Raw genomic sequence first — 14090 nt, 5'->3', positions numbered from 1 at the left:
CCCAATTTAAGCGGATACTCAGTACGAGAAGGGATACAGCTTCCAGTAAGCCTTGATCTGGCGCCAGCGATGGGCGAGGCCATCCGGCTCGAAGATCAGGAACAGGATGATGACCGCACCGATCAGCATCTCGCGCATGTAGGTGATGCCGTCCTTCAGATGCAGCGCCTTGTCGATGGCACTGCCCTGAAGCGCGCCGGCCAGCGCGCCGGTCAGTTCGGGCAGCAGCACCATGAAGATGGTGCCGAGCAGGGAACCCATCACCGAGCCGAGCCCGCCGATGATGATCATGGCGAGGAACTGGATGGAGAACAGGATGTCGAGCCCTTCCACCGACATGTAGCCGATGTAGTGCGCATAGAGCGCACCCGCGATGCCGGCATAGAAGGAGGAGATGCCGAAGGCCATGGTGCGGTATTTGGTGAGATTAACCCCCATCATCTCGGCGGAGAGATAATGATCACGCACCGCCACCAGCGCCCGGCCGTCGCGGCTGCGCATCAGGTTCGCGGCGCCCAGATACAGCACCACGAAGAAGAACAGCACCACGTAGAAATAGCGGTGGTCGCCCGACATATCGAAGCCGAACAGGGTGAAAGGCTCAGCCACCGCCCCGGAGGTGCCGCCGGTGAACCACGTAGCGCGCACGAAAAAGTCCTGGAGGATGAACTGGGCGGCGAGCGTGGCGATGGCCAGATAGAGGCCCTTCACCCTTGCTGCCGGCAGGCCGAACAGCAGGCCCACCGCCGTGGTCCAGAGCCCCGCCAGCACAATGGCCAGCGGCACCGGTACGCCCTTGTGCGACAGATAGCAGGAGGCGAAGCCACCGAAGCCGTAGAACACAGCATGGCCGATGGAGATCTGGCCGGAGAAACCGACCAGAATGTTCAGGCCCAGCGCGGCGATACCCAGATAGCCGATCTGGATCATCAGGCTCAGCACATAACCGGAGAGCACAAAAGGCGCGAACAGCAGCAGCACCACGCCGCCCGCGCAGAACAGCATGGAGAGGCGGGTGTCGAACAGCGTCTGGTCGGCCCGGTAGCTGGAACGATAGTCGCCGCAGGGGCGGAGCGAAGTGGTCGCCATCAGACCCTCTCGATGTCGCGGGTGCCGAACAGGCCGTAAGGCTTGATCATCAGAATGAGGATGAGGGCGTAAAAGGGCGCGATCTCATAGAGGTTGCCCCATTTGAGGAACTGGCTGTCGAAATAGTGGGCGACATTCTCCAGCACGCCGATGATGAGCCCGCCCACCACCGCGCCGAAGATGGAATCCAGCCCGCCGAGGATGACGGCCGGAAACACCTTGATGCCGAAATAGGAGAGCGCCGAGGACACGCCATTGACGATGCCCACCACCACGCCGGCAACCGCCGAGACCGCCGCCGAGATACCCCAGGAGAGCGCGAACATCTGGCGTACGGAGATGCCGAGCGACTGCGCCACCTGCTGCGAATAGGCGGTGGCGCGCATGGCAAGGCCGATACGCGAGTATTTGAAGAACCACGCAAATCCCGCCATGATCGCAAGGCTCACCGCCGTGGACATGAGATAGGCGGTCTGCACCTGAAGGCCGAGGATCTCCACCCGCTGTACGCTGAAGATGGGCGGGAAGGGCTGGGCGAAGGTGCCGAACATCCACTTCATCAGCGCCTGAAAGAAGATGCTGAGGCCGATCGTCACCATGATGACGGAGATGATGGGCTCGCCGATGAGCGGGCGCAGCACCAACATCTGCAGCACGAGGCCGAATACCATCATGAAGGCGATGGAGATGAGGAAGCCCCAGAAGAAGGGGATCTGCCAGTAGGTGAGCAGCCACCAGCAGGCCCAGGCGCCGATGAGCAGAAACTCACCCTGCGCGAAGTTCACCACCTGCGAGGCCTTGTAGATGAGCACGAAGCACATGCCCACCACGCCATAGAGCGTGCCGATGATGAGCCCGTTGATGATGAGCTGGATGAGGAGCGAGGAGGTCATCGGGCGATCCTCGTGAGGGGGAGAGTGTGTGATCGGGATCCGGCCGGGCCACCCGTCGGCACCCATTCGCCGGGCCACGGCGCTCCATCCGCGCGTGCAGGAACAGCCATTACGCCGCCCTCCTCTTGCCCGCGCCATCCGGCGCCTGGGGATCAAGAGGCACCACGTTCAGCACCGTGCGGATGCGCTGCTTCGTGCCGTCCTGAAAGGCGATGGTGGTGTCCACGTCGATCTTGCGATCACCGCGATACATGGCGTCGATGATCTCGCCATAGCGCTCATTGATGACGCCGCGCCGCACCTTGCGGGTGCGGGTCAGCTCGCCGTCGTCCGCGTCCAGCTCCTTGTAGAGCAGCAGGAAGCGCGAGAGGCGCTGCTTTTCCGCAAGCGTCGCATTCACCTTCTCCACCTCCGAACGCAGCAGCTCCGTCACCTCGGGGCGCGAGGACAGGTCGGTATATGTGGTGAAGGCGATGCGGTTCTTTTCAGCCCATTTGGAGACAATGGGGAAGCGGATGCAGATGATGGCAGCCAGACTCTCGCGCCCGTCACCCAACACCACGGCCTCGGCCACAAAGGGCGAGAATTTCAGCTTGTTCTCGATATATTGCGGCGAGAAGCGGTCGCCCTGCACGGTGCGGGCGAGATCGCGCACGCGGTCGATCACCACGAGGTGGTCGCGCTTGTCGAAATAGCCCGCATCCCCGGTGCGCAGCCAGCCACCTTCTTCCAGCGACTTCGCGGTCTCTTCCTCATTGAGGTAGTAGCCCGCGAAGGGATTGGGATGGCGGGTGATGATCTCGCCCAGCCCGTTGGGATCCGGATCGTCGATGCGGATGTCCACGCCCGCGAACGGCTTGCCCACAGTGTCAAAATTCACGTCGTCGCGCGCGTGCAGCGTATAGGCGCCGAGCAGTTCGGTCTGGCCGTAGAGCTGGCGCATGGGCACGCCGAGCGCCAGGAAGAAGCGGAAGGTGTCCGGCCCCAGCGCCGCCCCGCCGGTGGCGGCCGAGACGAGGCGAGAGAAGCCCAGCCGGTCGCGCAGGGCGCGGAAAAGGACGAAGTCCGCCAGCCTTGAGCGCCGCCCCTCGTCCAGTGCCTTGAGGCCGCGCGCCATGCCGAACTCGAACATGGCGAGCTTGAAGAAGGAGGCATCCATGATGCGCGCGCGCACGTCGGCGGCAATCTGCTCCCACACGCGGGGGGCGAACAGCACGAAGGTGGGGCCGATCTCGCGCATGTCGGCCATGGTGGTTTCGCTTTCCTCCACGAAGTTCACCTTCATGCGAGAGATGAGCGCCTGACCAAAGGCGTAGATCTGCTCCATGATCCACGGCATCTGCAGCACCGAGACATATTCGTCCTCCGGCGTACGCGGATCCGCGGCAAGATAAGCCGCACAATGCCGCAGCATTGCCCCGCCGGTGAGCATGGCGAGCTTGGGGTGCGAGGTGGTGCCGGACGTGGTACACAGGATCGCCACGTCATCCCCGTTGCCGGCAGCCACAAGCCCCGCATAGCAGCCGGGCTCGCGGGCATGCCGCTCGGCCCCGCGCGCCTTCACGTCGGAGAGCGGGATCAGGCGGGGATCGTCATATTTGCGCAGGCCGCGCGGGTCGGCATAGACGATGTGCTGCACTGTGGGGATGCGGTCGCCCAACTGGAGCAGCTTGTCCACCTGCTCCTCGTCCTCGGCGAAGATCACCCGCACGCCGGCATAGGTGATGAGATAGGCGACCTCGTCGGCCAGCGCATCGCGATAAATGCCCAGCGACATCCCGCCCACCGCATGAGCGGCGATCTCACCCATCAGCCATTCCGGCCGATTGTCGCCGATGATGCCGATGACGTCGCCACGCCCGACACCCAGCTCCAGAAGGCCGAGCGCCATCTGGCGCACGCGGTCCTCCACCTGTCGCCACGTATAGGCGTTCCAGATGCCGAGATCCTTCTCGCGCAGCCAGATGTCGGCCCCGTGCTCGGCCGCATGCAGCGCCAGCAGCTTGGGGAAGGTGTCGTGGCGGGTGACATCCGGATAGGCCGGAACCGGAAGCTGCGTCATGGCGCGCCTCACGCGGAGAGCTGGCGCACGGCGGCGCCGGGGGTGGCGGCGGGCGCCTCCTGCTCGAACGGGTCTTCCACATCCTCCTCGCCCAGATACGCCTTGCGCACATGGGGATCGGCCAGCACTTCAGCCGGCTGGCCGTGGGCGATGCGTCGGCCGAAATCCAGCACCATCACGCGGTGAGAGATGTCCATCACCACGCCCATGTCGTGCTCGATCATGATGATGGTCATGCCCCACTCCTCATTGAGGTCCACGATGTAGCGGGCCATGTCCTCCTTCTCCTCAAGGTTCATGCCCGCCATGGGCTCGTCGAGGAGAATGAGTTTCGGCTCAAGGGCGACGGCACGGGCCAGTTCCACCCGCTTGCGCAGCCCGTAGGAGAGGGTACCGGCGGTGGCCTTGCGCACATGCTGGATGTCGAGGAAATCGATGACGTCCTCCACCTTGCGGCGATGCTCCAGTTCCTCCTTCTGCGCGCCGCCGATCCAGTAGAGCGCGCCGGTGAGGAAGTTGTTCTTCAGCAAATGGTGGCGGCCGACCATGATGTTGTCGAGCACGCTCATGTGGTGGAACAGCGCCAGGTTCTGGAAGGTACGGCCGATGCCGATGGCGGCGCGCTTGTTGGGCTTCAGGCGCGTGATGTCGCGGCCCTCGAAGCCGATGCGGCCCTCGCTGGGCGAGTAGCGTCCGGAGATGCAGTTCAGAAGCGAGGTCTTGCCGGCGCCGTTGGGGCCGATGATGGAGAACAGCTCGCCCTTCTCCACGGAAAATGAGACTTCGCTCAGCGCCCGGAGGCCACCGAAGCGCAGCGAGACATCACGCACGTCGAGCAGCGTCGCGCCCGCGGCAACGCCGCTTGGCTCTCCTCCCATGCCGTCCTCCCATGCGGAGGCGTTCGCCGGCCTTATGGCCGTGCGCTTCCTCCGGTGTGGCGCCCGTTCAAAGTTGGCGTGGGGCGCCTTGTTTTGCCCCGATCATGCGTCGGGTTGCAGAAACAATCGAACGTTCTTTTTTTGATGTGGTCAAGCCCTCTTCGCGCAGCGAGAGAGACATGTCTCACTTGCGCGGCGGCGACAGGACGATCAATCTAACCCGCGTCGCGCAGCGTTCGCGGCAGCATCAGACACCGAAGGGTCCGGCATCGCAAGGCCGATGCGCCCCTTCCGAAATCACAAGACCGGATGGCCCTGCGCGTTCAGCATCGCAGCGTCGAACCGTCGGGGCGAAGGACGAAAGCGCACATGGCGCGGACAGTGGGGTCCAATGGCGCACGCACGGCCGAGGCGATCCGCCAGGCGGGCGTGAAGCTGATCTACCGGCACGGCTACGAGGCCATGAGCCTGCGGCAGCTGGCGGCCGAGGTCGGCCTGCAATCGGGCTCGCTCTACAAATATTTCGACAACAAGCAGAGCCTGCTGTTCGACATCGTGCGCGACCACATGGAGGACCTGCAGGCCAGGGTGGACGAAGCGCTCGCAGGGTGCACAACGCCCACGGAGCGGCTGCGCGCCTATGTGGGCTTCCACCTGCGCTACCATATGACGCGCATGGCCCATGTGTTCATCGCCAACATGGAGATCCGCAGCCTGGAAGAGGCGCACCGCGCCGAGGTGGTGGCCATGCGACGGCGCTATGAGGGCCTGCTGGAGGAAATCCTGCGCGCCGGTGTCGCCGAGGGGGTTTTCAAAGTCACCGAGCCGCGCGTGAGCACCTATGCCATCATCTCCATGCTCACCGGAATCTGCATGTGGTACCGGCCCGAAGGCCGCCTCAGCCAGGATGAACTGGTGATCATCTATACCGATCTCGTCACCGGCGGGGTGGCTGCGGGGGTACTGCCCACCGCAGCCGCGCCGCGGCAATTGAAGCGGGCGTGAATTGCCCCTTGCGGGCGCAATTAAAAAAACGCACGATCGTTTCCATAAGAAGCCGGCGCTGACCGGCGGTGGAGGATACGTCTGGCGACCCTTGAGGCCGGTTTTCCGGCCGGTGGAGCCGTGCGTCCGCTCCACCGGATGAAGGGTGAAACGCTCGAGGGACGGACCCAATGGCCATCATCGAGGATGCGGTAGACCGCCGCTCGGACGCCTACGCCCGCAACCGGGAGGCGCTCGCGACCAGCGTTGCCGACTTGCGCCAGACCGTGGATCACATCGCGGAAGGCGGCGGGACGGTGGCCCGCGAACGCCACCTGAAGCGCGGAAAACTGCTGCCGCGCGATCGCATTCGCACCCTGCTGGACACCGGCTCGCCCTTCCTCGAACTCTCGCAGCTGGCTGCCCACGGCCTCTATGACGACGAGGTGCCCGCCGCCGGCATCATCACCGGCATCGGCCGCGTATCGGGCCGCGAGTGCATGATCGTGGCCAATGATGCCACCGTGAAGGGCGGCACCTACTTTCCCATGACGGTGAAGAAGCATCTGCGGGCGCAGGCCATCGCCCGGGAAAACCATCTGCCCTGCCTCTATCTGGTGGACTCAGGCGGCGCCAACCTGCCCAATCAGGACGAGGTGTTCCCGGACCGCGAGCATTTCGGCCGCATCTTCTTCAATCAGGCCAACATGTCCTCGGAGGGCATCGCCCAGATCGCGGTGGTGATGGGCTCGTGCACGGCGGGCGGGGCCTATGTGCCGGCCATGGCCGACCAGTCCATCATGGTGAAGAACCAGGCCACCATCTTCCTCGGCGGCCCGCCGCTGGTTAAGGCCGCCACCGGCGAGGTGGTTACGGCGGAAGAACTGGGCGGGGCGGACGTGCACACCCGCACTTCGGGCGTCTCCGACCACATGGCGGAGAACGACGCGCATGCGCTCGGCATCGCCCGCACCATCGTCGCCGGGCTCAACCGCCGCAAGGACCACGGGCTTGAGATCCGGCCGCCGAAGGCGCCGCTCTACGATGCGGAGGAGATCTACGGCATCGTCTCGCAGGATCCGAAGAAGCCGTTCGACGTGAGGCAGATCATCGCCCGCATCGTGGACGGTTCCGAATTCGACGAGTTCAAGCCGCTTTACGGCCAGACGCTGGTGACGGGCTTTGCCCACATCTTCGGCTATCCGGTGGGCATCATCGCCAATAACGGCATCCTGTTCTCCGAGAGCGCGCAGAAAGGCGCGCATTTCGTTGAGCTTTGCTGCCAGCGCAATATCCCACTGGTCTTCCTGCAGAACATCACCGGCTTCATGGTTGGCCGCAAATACGAGGCCGGCGGCATCGCCAAGGATGGCGCCAAGCTGGTCACGGCGGTGTCCTGCGCCAGCGTGCCCAAATTCACCGTGGTGATCGGCAACTCATTCGGTGCTGGCAATTACGGCATGTGCGGGCGCGCCTATGATCCGCGCTTCCTCTGGATGTGGCCCAATGCGCGCATCTCGGTAATGGGTGGCGAGCAGGCGGCCAACGTTCTGGCACAGGTGAAGCGCGACGGCATCGAGGGGCGCGGCGGCAGTTGGGCGGCCGAGGAAGAAGCCGCCTTCAAGGCCCCCATCCAGGCGCAATACGAGGTGCAGGGCCATCCCTATTATTCCTCTGCCCGGCTGTGGGACGATGGCGTGATCGACCCCGCCGACACCCGCATGGTGCTGGCTTTGGCCCTGTCTGCGTCGCTGAACGCCCCCGAGAGGGAGACGCGCTTCGGCGTGTTCCGGATGTGAGCCTTCTCATCTCCCACGAGGACGGCGTCGCCTTCCTCACTCTCAATCGGCCGGAGGTGCACAACGCCTTCGACGACACGCTGATCGACGCGCTCACGCAAGCCTACGAAGCGGCGGGCGCGGATTCCACCGTGCGCGCCATCCTGCTGCGGGCGGAAGGTCCGACCTTCTGCTCCGGCGGCGATCTCAACTGGATGCGCCGCATGGCCGCCTATTCCCACGCCGAGAACGTGGCGGATGCGGAAAAGCTCGCCCGGCTGATGCAGGTGATCGACACCTGCCCCAAGCCCACCCTTGCCCGCGTCCAGGGCTCGGCCTTCGCCGGGGCGCTCGGGCTGATCGCCTGCTGCGACATCGCAGTGGCCGTGCCGGAGGCGGAATTCGCCGTCACAGAGGTGCGCATCGGCCTCATCCCGGCTGTCATCAGCCCCTATCTGGTGCGGGCCATGGGCGCGCGGGAGGCTCGGCGCTTCTTCCTCACCGCCGAACGTTTCTCTGCCCAGACCGCCCGCCGCCTCGGCCTCGTGCATGAGGTGGTGCCGCCGGAGGAGCTGGACGGCGCCCTCGCCCGCTACCTGAAAGCCCTGCGCGCCGCGAGTTCTGAGGCGGTGGCGGCCACCAAGGCGCTGATCGCCGCCGTAGACCGGCCGCTCTCAAACGACGTTATCGCCAACACCGCCCATCGCATCGCCGACCAGCGCGCCAGCGCGGACGGGCGCGAGGGGCTCGCCGCCTTCCTCGAAAAACGCAAACCCGAATGGGGCAGATCATGAGCGGAGGAACAGCATGAGCCTGCGCAAGCTGCTCGTCGCCAATCGCGGCGAAATCGCCGTGCGCGTCATGCGCACCGCCAAAGCCATGGGCATCGCCACGGTGGCGGTCTATTCGGACGCGGACGCCCGCGCGCTGCACGTGGAAGTGGCGGACGAAGCCTGGCCCATCGGCCCCGCCCCCGCCCGCGAGAGCTATCTGCGCATCGACGCCATTCTGGAGGCCGCAAAGAAGAGCGGGGCGGATGCCATCCACCCCGGCTACGGCTTCCTCTCCGAGAATGCGGAGTTTGCCGACGCCTGCGTCAACGCCGGCATCATCTTCGTGGGGCCGCCCGCCTCCGCCATCCGCGCCATGGGCTCGAAGAGCGCTGCCAAGGCGCTGATGGAGAAGGCCAGCGTGCCGCTGGTTCCCGGCTATCACGGCACCGATCAGGATCCCACGCTGCTTGCCCGCGAGGCGGACCGCATCGGTTATCCCGTGCTCATCAAGGCCTCCGCCGGCGGCGGCGGCAAGGGCATGAAGGTGGTCAATGTGGCCGGCGAGTTTGCCGACGCCCTCGCCTCTGCCCAACGCGAGGCGAAAGGTGCTTTCGGTGATGACCGGGTGCTGATCGAAAAATATCTCACCCGTCCTCGCCATATCGAGGTGCAGGTGTTCGCCGATACGCACGGGAATGCCGTCTATCTGCACGAACGCGACTGCTCCATCCAGCGCCGCCACCAGAAGGTGGTGGAGGAAGCCCCCGCGCCCGGCCTTCCGCCCGAGCGCCGCGCCGCCATGGGCAAGGCGGCCGTCGATGCCGCGAAAGCCGTGGGCTATGTGGGCGCCGGCACGGTGGAATTCATCGCCGAGGGCGACGGCTTCTTCTTCATGGAGATGAACACCCGCCTGCAGGTGGAGCATCCCGTCACCGAAGCCATTACCGGGCAGGATCTGGTGGAGTGGCAGTTGCGGGTCGCACGCGGCGAGCCGTTGCCGCTCACGCAGGAGCAGATTCCGCTTCAGGGTGCCGCCATCGAAGTCCGCCTCTATGCGGAAGACCCACAACGGGATTTCCTGCCCCAGGTCGGCCGGCTCGATCACCTCCGCTTGCCGGTGGACGTGCCCGGCGTACGAGTGGATGCAGGCGTGCGGGCCGGGGACAGCGTCTCCATCCATTACGACCCGATGATCGCCAAGATCATCGCCGCCGGTACCGACCGGGCCGAGGCGGTGGGGCGGCTCGCCGCCGCGCTCGCCGCCACCGAAGTGGTGGGCCTTGCCACCAACCGCACCTTCCTTGCCGCCATCGCCGGCCATCCGGCCTTCGCCGCTGCGGATCTCGACACTGGCTTCATCGCCCGCCATGCGGCCGACCTGTTGCCTATGCCGGAGCCGGCGGACGACCGCACTTTGGCGCTCGCTGCTCTCTCCATCCTGCTGGAAGAGGCTCGCGTCTCGGCCGCCGCCGCCGATCCGGCGGACCCCTTCTCGCCCTGGGGCCTCGCCCCCGGCTGGCGGCTCAACAGGGCGGCGCACGTGGACCTCACCTTCTCCGATCAGGGCGCCCGCATCGCGGTGCGCGCCCACTACCGGCCGAACGGCTTCGTGCTGGACCTGCCGGGCGGACCGTTGCCGGTGGAAGGCACGCGGGAGGCGGACGGCACGCTCGCGGCGCGACTCGCCGGCGTGCGGCTGAAAGCGCGGGTGGTGCGCTCCGGCATGAAGCTCACCGTCTTTGCCGGCGGCACCGAACGCGCGATCGATTTCGTCGATCCCCGCGTTGCCTCGATCGATGCCACAGGCACCGCCGGCCGTCTCGTTGCGCCCATGCCCGGCACAGTGATTCGCATTGCCGTGGAGGATGGGCAGGAGGTGACAAAGGGCACCGCGCTGGTGGTGGTGGAGGCCATGAAGATGGAGCACACCGTCACCGCCCCTCGCGACGGGCGCGTGGCCAAGCTTCACTTTTCCGTGGGCGATCTGGTGGACGAGGGTGCGGAACTGCTGGTGCTGGAGGAATTGAACTGAACAAAAGCAATTTCAGTTGCAACCATGATTGTGGTTGAGTACCGCACTGCATCCGTCCCGGAGCGTGTACCTTCATGTTTGCCGATCGCCGCCCGGTCGTCACTGTCCTCATCCTTGCGCTCGCGCTCACATTCGGCCTTGCCGGCTTCGTCCCTGCCGCGCGCGCGCAGGATGACATCCGCGCCAAGCTGGAAGAACTGAACGAGGGCCTGTCCCTCACCGGCCCCGACCGCATGGGTCTGCGGGACGCCATGACCCTCCTCCACATCACCTCGGTGAGCCTCGCGGTGGTGGAGGGCGGCAAGCTCGCCGAGGCCGGTGCGCTGGGCAGCGACAGTTCGGTCAGCCCGTTTCAGGCCGGCACACTGTCCAAATTCGTCACCGCCATCGCCGCCTTGCGGCTGGTGGAAGACGGACGGCTGTCGCTGGACGGCGACGTCAATGCCCAGCTGAAATCCTGGCATATCCCCGAAAGCGAGTTCACACGCGGCCATCCGGTGACGCTGCGCGGCCTGCTCAGCATGACAGCCGGCATCGGCGTGCCGGCCTACGCCGGCTATCCGCCGGGCTCGCGCATTCCCACTCTCAAGCAGATCCTTGCCGGCGACACCTGGTCCAACGCTCCGCCCATCAAGGTGGAGCGGGTGCCGGGCAGCGGCTTTGCCTATTCGGCCGGCTCCTATGAGGTGATCCAGCAGTTGATCGAGGATGTGACGCGCCTTCCCTTCGCCACCGCCATGGAAGCGCTGGTGCTGAAACCCACCGGCATGATCGACAGCTTCTTCCGCCAGCCCCCGCCCAAGGAGCGCGCCTATTCGCTGGCGCTGGGCCACGAGGCCTCGGGCACGGCGCTGGTGGGCGGCTGGCGCGTGCTGCCTGAGCTCGCCGCCACCGGGCTGTGGTCCACGCCGGCCGATCTGGCGCGGCTGATGGTGATCGTCTCGGCGGCCTATCGCGGTGAGGCGAATGCTCTGCTGAAGCCGGAGACCGCGCGCCTGATGTTCACGGCGCAGGCCAAGGGCCCCTACGGGCTGGGCATTGCGGTGGCCGGCACGGGCAACGACCTCATCGCCATGAAGCGCGGCCAGAGCCCCGGCTATCAGGCCTACATGCTGTTCTTCCCGCAGCGCGGGCAGGGCATGGTGATCATGACCGGCTCTGAGAGCGGCAACGTGCTGGTGGACGCCATCCTCAAGCGCGCGACCGGCGTGTTCGGCTGGCCGGCGGTGAGCAGGCTGGAGGATTGAGGGGGCCGGCCTTCAAGCACCGCCGGCCGGTCGAGCGCGCCGCCGGTGCCGTGCCGGGTATGGCCGGCTACGCCCGCCTCACTCCACCTTGATGTCCTTGCCGGTGATGTCCATGCCGTCGCCGACCTTGCGGTAGAGGACCGTCACCGTTGCCTTCCGGCCGCAGGTTTGCAGCCTCCAGCTCTCCGACCAGCCCTCCGCCGTGGACGGACCTCCGGATCTCACGTCGAGCGCGAACACTTGCTTGCCGTCGCTGCATTTGGCGAGCGCCATGACGCCGGGAATGACGATCCGCCGGGCGTCGACTTCCAGTTGCAGATTGCCACGGAAATCGCCGGGCAGCAGAGGGATCGCCTGAAAGCGCTTCTGATCCGGTTCATATTTGATGAGCAGCCGCCGCATGGTCGGTTGGCCGCAACGCTCCACCTTCACCATGCTGACCCAGACGCCGGATTTCAGGCCCACGCTCTGCCCGTTCTGCTCGAACACGGGGCGCTGAACGATGTCGTATCGGTTGGCCTCCAGCACCTTCAGGCTGGGGCACTCCGCCTTCAGCACCGGGTTCTCGAGCGCATTGACGTTGGTCGCGATGAATGTCTGCATAGTGGGCGACAGCAGGAGACGATTGAAGGCCGCCTGCTGATCGAAGCCCGGCGGCACGGCTTGCGCGTGCGCGGCCATGCCCCAGAACGCGGCCCCGACGCCCGCCGCCGCAAAAACCAGACGATGAAAAAATCCCGCGCGCCCCTGATGCACCACCCGGCTCCCTTGCAACGACCGACCGCTCCGCCGGCAAAATAACCGGCGGGTGCGCACGATGTTCCGTGACGCGGCCTCACGCAAGATCACGCACTGGAAACGGGGGCGATGCAGAAGGCGCGCACCTACACCCGCTCGAATTCCATCCGGTACACCACCTCGTCGCCGGTCACGGGATCATGGCCCGGTGCGCCGCTGATCACCAGATGATCACCGTCGAGCGTGAACGGCCGGATCAGCGGCTCCCGGCCCCAGAGCGGGTTCCAAGAGCCATCCACCGTGTGGATCACTCTGTCACCTTCGACCCGATAGGCGGCCGTATAGGCCAGCATGGAATCGAACAGCTCCGCCTTCTGCGCCGGGGTCAGCGGACCGTCCGGCACCAGCCGCTCCCGCCGCTGGACGAAGGCCATCATCCGGCCGTCGGCGTGATAGGCGATGTAGCCGATGGGGTTGGGGCCGAGCGCATCCTCAACTACGCCGGTGGCGACGGATGTGCGCGTCCACGACAGCATGCGCCATGTGCCCAGCAGGTTCGCTGCGGATGTCATGACATTCCCCTCAATCCTCCAGCTCAAGCTTGAGGTCCAGCGTGCTGCGGGTGCCGATGTCGTCGAAATGGGCGGCGAGGAAAGTCTCCGCGCTCTGCCGGCCGATGTCGTGCAGATGCTTCAGGAAGGCCCATTCCGGGTTCATCTTGGACGACACGTCCATCTTCGCCAGTTCGTCCTCGCCGCCGATGCGGTGCAGGCGCATGCGACGCAGGCGGTGATCCTTTAGCGTCCAGCGCGATAGCAGCCCCTGCTCGATCAGCTCGGTGCCGCGCTGGATCATGCGCAGCTGCGCCAGCAACGAGGCGTTGAAAGTGATCTCGTTGATGCGGTTCTGAATCTCCGCCGCCGTACGCGGCGTTTCTTCGCGCAGGATCGGGTTGATCTGCACCAGAAGCAGGTCTTCCGCCTCCACCTTCTCATAGAGCGGAAACAGCGGCGGATTGCCCATGTAGCCGCCGTCCCAATAGGGCACCCCGTCGATCTCCACCGCCTGGAACAGCTGCGGCAGACAGGCGGAGGCCATCACCGCCTCGGCGGTCATCTCCTCATGACCGAAGATGCGGGCGCGCCCCGTGCGCACATTGGTGGCGGAGATGAACACCTTCACGTCCGAGGCACGGATGGCCTCGAAATCCACATGGGCGGTGAGGATGTCCCGCAGCGGATTGATATTGAGCGGGTTGAGATCGTAGGGCGAGAGGAAGCGCGAGGCCACCTCGAAGGCCAGATAGGCCGGGTTCTGCGCCAGCGACCAGGAACCGAACAGCCGGTCGAAGGCGGTGCGCTGGAGCGGCGACATGCGCCCGTCGCGGGAGACGTCGCGCCAGAACTGCTCCAGCGCCGCGCGTGCCGCCTCAGGCCCGCCCTTGGCAAGGCCCGAGGCCAGCACCACCGCATTCATGGCCCCGGCGCTGGTGCCGGAGATGCCGGAAATGGTGATGCTGTCTTCCTGCAACAGGCGATCGAGCACGCCCCAGGTGAAGGCGCCATGGGCGCCTCCCCCTTGCAGTGCGAGGCTTATGGCCTTGGCCACGGGGGGCG

Annotated in this window: 12 protein-coding genes; 5 read left to right on the top strand and 7 right to left on the bottom strand. The window is 65.7% G+C overall.

Annotation, left to right across the window (positions count from 1 at the left end; translation table 11 throughout):
* Nucleotides 1–18 precede the first annotated feature (18 nt).
* The 4 genes from IEW24_RS20095 to IEW24_RS20080 form a co-directional block, all read right to left on the bottom strand.
* Nucleotides 19–1089, bottom strand: coding sequence for a branched-chain amino acid ABC transporter permease (locus tag IEW24_RS20095; RefSeq protein ID WP_188581980.1), 1071 nt, complete (start codon nt 1087–1089; stop codon nt 19–21).
* Nucleotides 1089–1982, bottom strand: coding sequence for a branched-chain amino acid ABC transporter permease (locus IEW24_RS20090; protein ID WP_188581978.1), 894 nt, complete (start codon nt 1980–1982; stop codon nt 1089–1091). The genes IEW24_RS20095 and IEW24_RS20090 overlap by 1 nt, the downstream gene beginning before the upstream one ends.
* 109 nt (nt 1983–2091) lie before the next feature.
* Nucleotides 2092–4044 (bottom strand): long-chain fatty acid--CoA ligase, encoded by a 1953-nt coding sequence (locus IEW24_RS20085; protein ID WP_188581975.1) that lies wholly within the window; start codon nt 4042–4044, stop codon nt 2092–2094.
* 8 nt (nt 4045–4052) lie between these two features.
* Nucleotides 4053–4922 (bottom strand): ABC transporter ATP-binding protein, encoded by an 870-nt coding sequence (locus IEW24_RS20080; RefSeq protein WP_188581973.1) that lies wholly within the window; start codon nt 4920–4922, stop codon nt 4053–4055.
* 369 nt (nt 4923–5291) lie between these two features.
* Here IEW24_RS20080 and IEW24_RS20075 point away from each other — a divergent pair, with 369 nt between their 5' ends.
* From IEW24_RS20075 to IEW24_RS20055, 5 genes are all read left to right on the top strand, one after another.
* Entirely contained in the window at nt 5292–5927 is a 636-nt protein-coding gene (locus IEW24_RS20075) for a TetR/AcrR family transcriptional regulator (RefSeq protein ID WP_188581971.1), read from the top strand.
* A 170-nt stretch (nt 5928–6097) separates the two neighbouring features.
* Complete coding sequence (locus IEW24_RS20070; RefSeq protein WP_188581968.1) at nt 6098–7705, top strand: carboxyl transferase domain-containing protein; 1608 nt, start codon at nt 6098–6100, stop codon at nt 7703–7705.
* On the top strand, nt 7702–8478 hold the full coding sequence (locus tag IEW24_RS20065; RefSeq protein WP_188581966.1) for an enoyl-CoA hydratase/isomerase family protein: 777 nt from the start codon (nt 7702–7704) through the stop codon (nt 8476–8478). The genes IEW24_RS20070 and IEW24_RS20065 overlap by 4 nt, the downstream gene beginning before the upstream one ends.
* Before the next feature lie 13 nt (nt 8479–8491).
* The gene (locus IEW24_RS20060; protein WP_188581964.1) at nt 8492–10489 is read left to right on the top strand and encodes an acetyl/propionyl/methylcrotonyl-CoA carboxylase subunit alpha; all 1998 of its coding nucleotides are present in this window, start codon (nt 8492–8494) and stop codon (nt 10487–10489) included.
* A gap of 74 nt (nt 10490–10563) precedes the next feature.
* The gene (locus IEW24_RS20055) at nt 10564–11736 is read left to right on the top strand and encodes a serine hydrolase domain-containing protein (protein ID WP_188581962.1); all 1173 of its coding nucleotides are present in this window, start codon (nt 10564–10566) and stop codon (nt 11734–11736) included.
* Nucleotides 11737–11814: 78 nt separating this feature from the next.
* Here IEW24_RS20055 and IEW24_RS20050 read toward each other — a convergent pair whose 3' ends face one another.
* The 3 genes from IEW24_RS20050 to IEW24_RS20040 form a co-directional block, all read right to left on the bottom strand.
* A complete protein-coding gene (locus IEW24_RS20050; RefSeq protein ID WP_188581960.1) occupies nt 11815–12492 on the bottom strand; it encodes a hypothetical protein in 678 nt (225 codons plus the stop codon).
* A gap of 128 nt (nt 12493–12620) precedes the next feature.
* Nucleotides 12621–13046: a lipocalin-like domain-containing protein gene (locus IEW24_RS20045; RefSeq protein WP_188581958.1), complete on the bottom strand. Its 426-nt coding sequence runs from the start codon at nt 13044–13046 to the stop codon at nt 12621–12623.
* A 10-nt stretch (nt 13047–13056) separates the two neighbouring features.
* A complete protein-coding gene (locus IEW24_RS20040; protein ID WP_244644559.1) occupies nt 13057–14082 on the bottom strand; it encodes a patatin-like phospholipase family protein in 1026 nt (341 codons plus the stop codon).
* Nucleotides 14083–14090: the final 8 nt, after the last annotated feature.

The organism is Azorhizobium oxalatiphilum, assembly GCF_014635325.1.
In the GTDB taxonomy this organism is placed as follows: Bacteria; Pseudomonadota; Alphaproteobacteria; order Rhizobiales; family Xanthobacteraceae; genus Azorhizobium; species Azorhizobium oxalatiphilum.
This window is presented reverse-complemented; position numbering and strand designations above follow the sequence as displayed.

Coding starts and splice junctions, on each gene's coding strand:
- IEW24_RS20095 (WP_188581980.1), bottom strand. CDS start 1,089: ATGGCGACCACTTCGCTCCGCCCCTGCGGCGACTATCGTTCCAGCTAC.
- IEW24_RS20090 (WP_188581978.1), bottom strand. CDS start 1,982: ATGACCTCCTCGCTCCTCATCCAGCTCATCATCAACGGGCTCATCATC.
- IEW24_RS20085 (WP_188581975.1), bottom strand. CDS start 4,044: ATGACGCAGCTTCCGGTTCCGGCCTATCCGGATGTCACCCGCCACGAC.
- IEW24_RS20080 (WP_188581973.1), bottom strand. CDS start 4,922: ATGGGAGGAGAGCCAAGCGGCGTTGCCGCGGGCGCGACGCTGCTCGAC.
- IEW24_RS20075 (WP_188581971.1), top strand. CDS start 5,292: ATGGCGCGGACAGTGGGGTCCAATGGCGCACGCACGGCCGAGGCGATC.
- IEW24_RS20070 (WP_188581968.1), top strand. CDS start 6,098: ATGGCCATCATCGAGGATGCGGTAGACCGCCGCTCGGACGCCTACGCC.
- IEW24_RS20060 (WP_188581964.1), top strand. CDS start 8,492: ATGAGCCTGCGCAAGCTGCTCGTCGCCAATCGCGGCGAAATCGCCGTG.
- IEW24_RS20055 (WP_188581962.1), top strand. CDS start 10,564: ATGTTTGCCGATCGCCGCCCGGTCGTCACTGTCCTCATCCTTGCGCTC.
- IEW24_RS20045 (WP_188581958.1), bottom strand. CDS start 13,046: ATGACATCCGCAGCGAACCTGCTGGGCACATGGCGCATGCTGTCGTGG.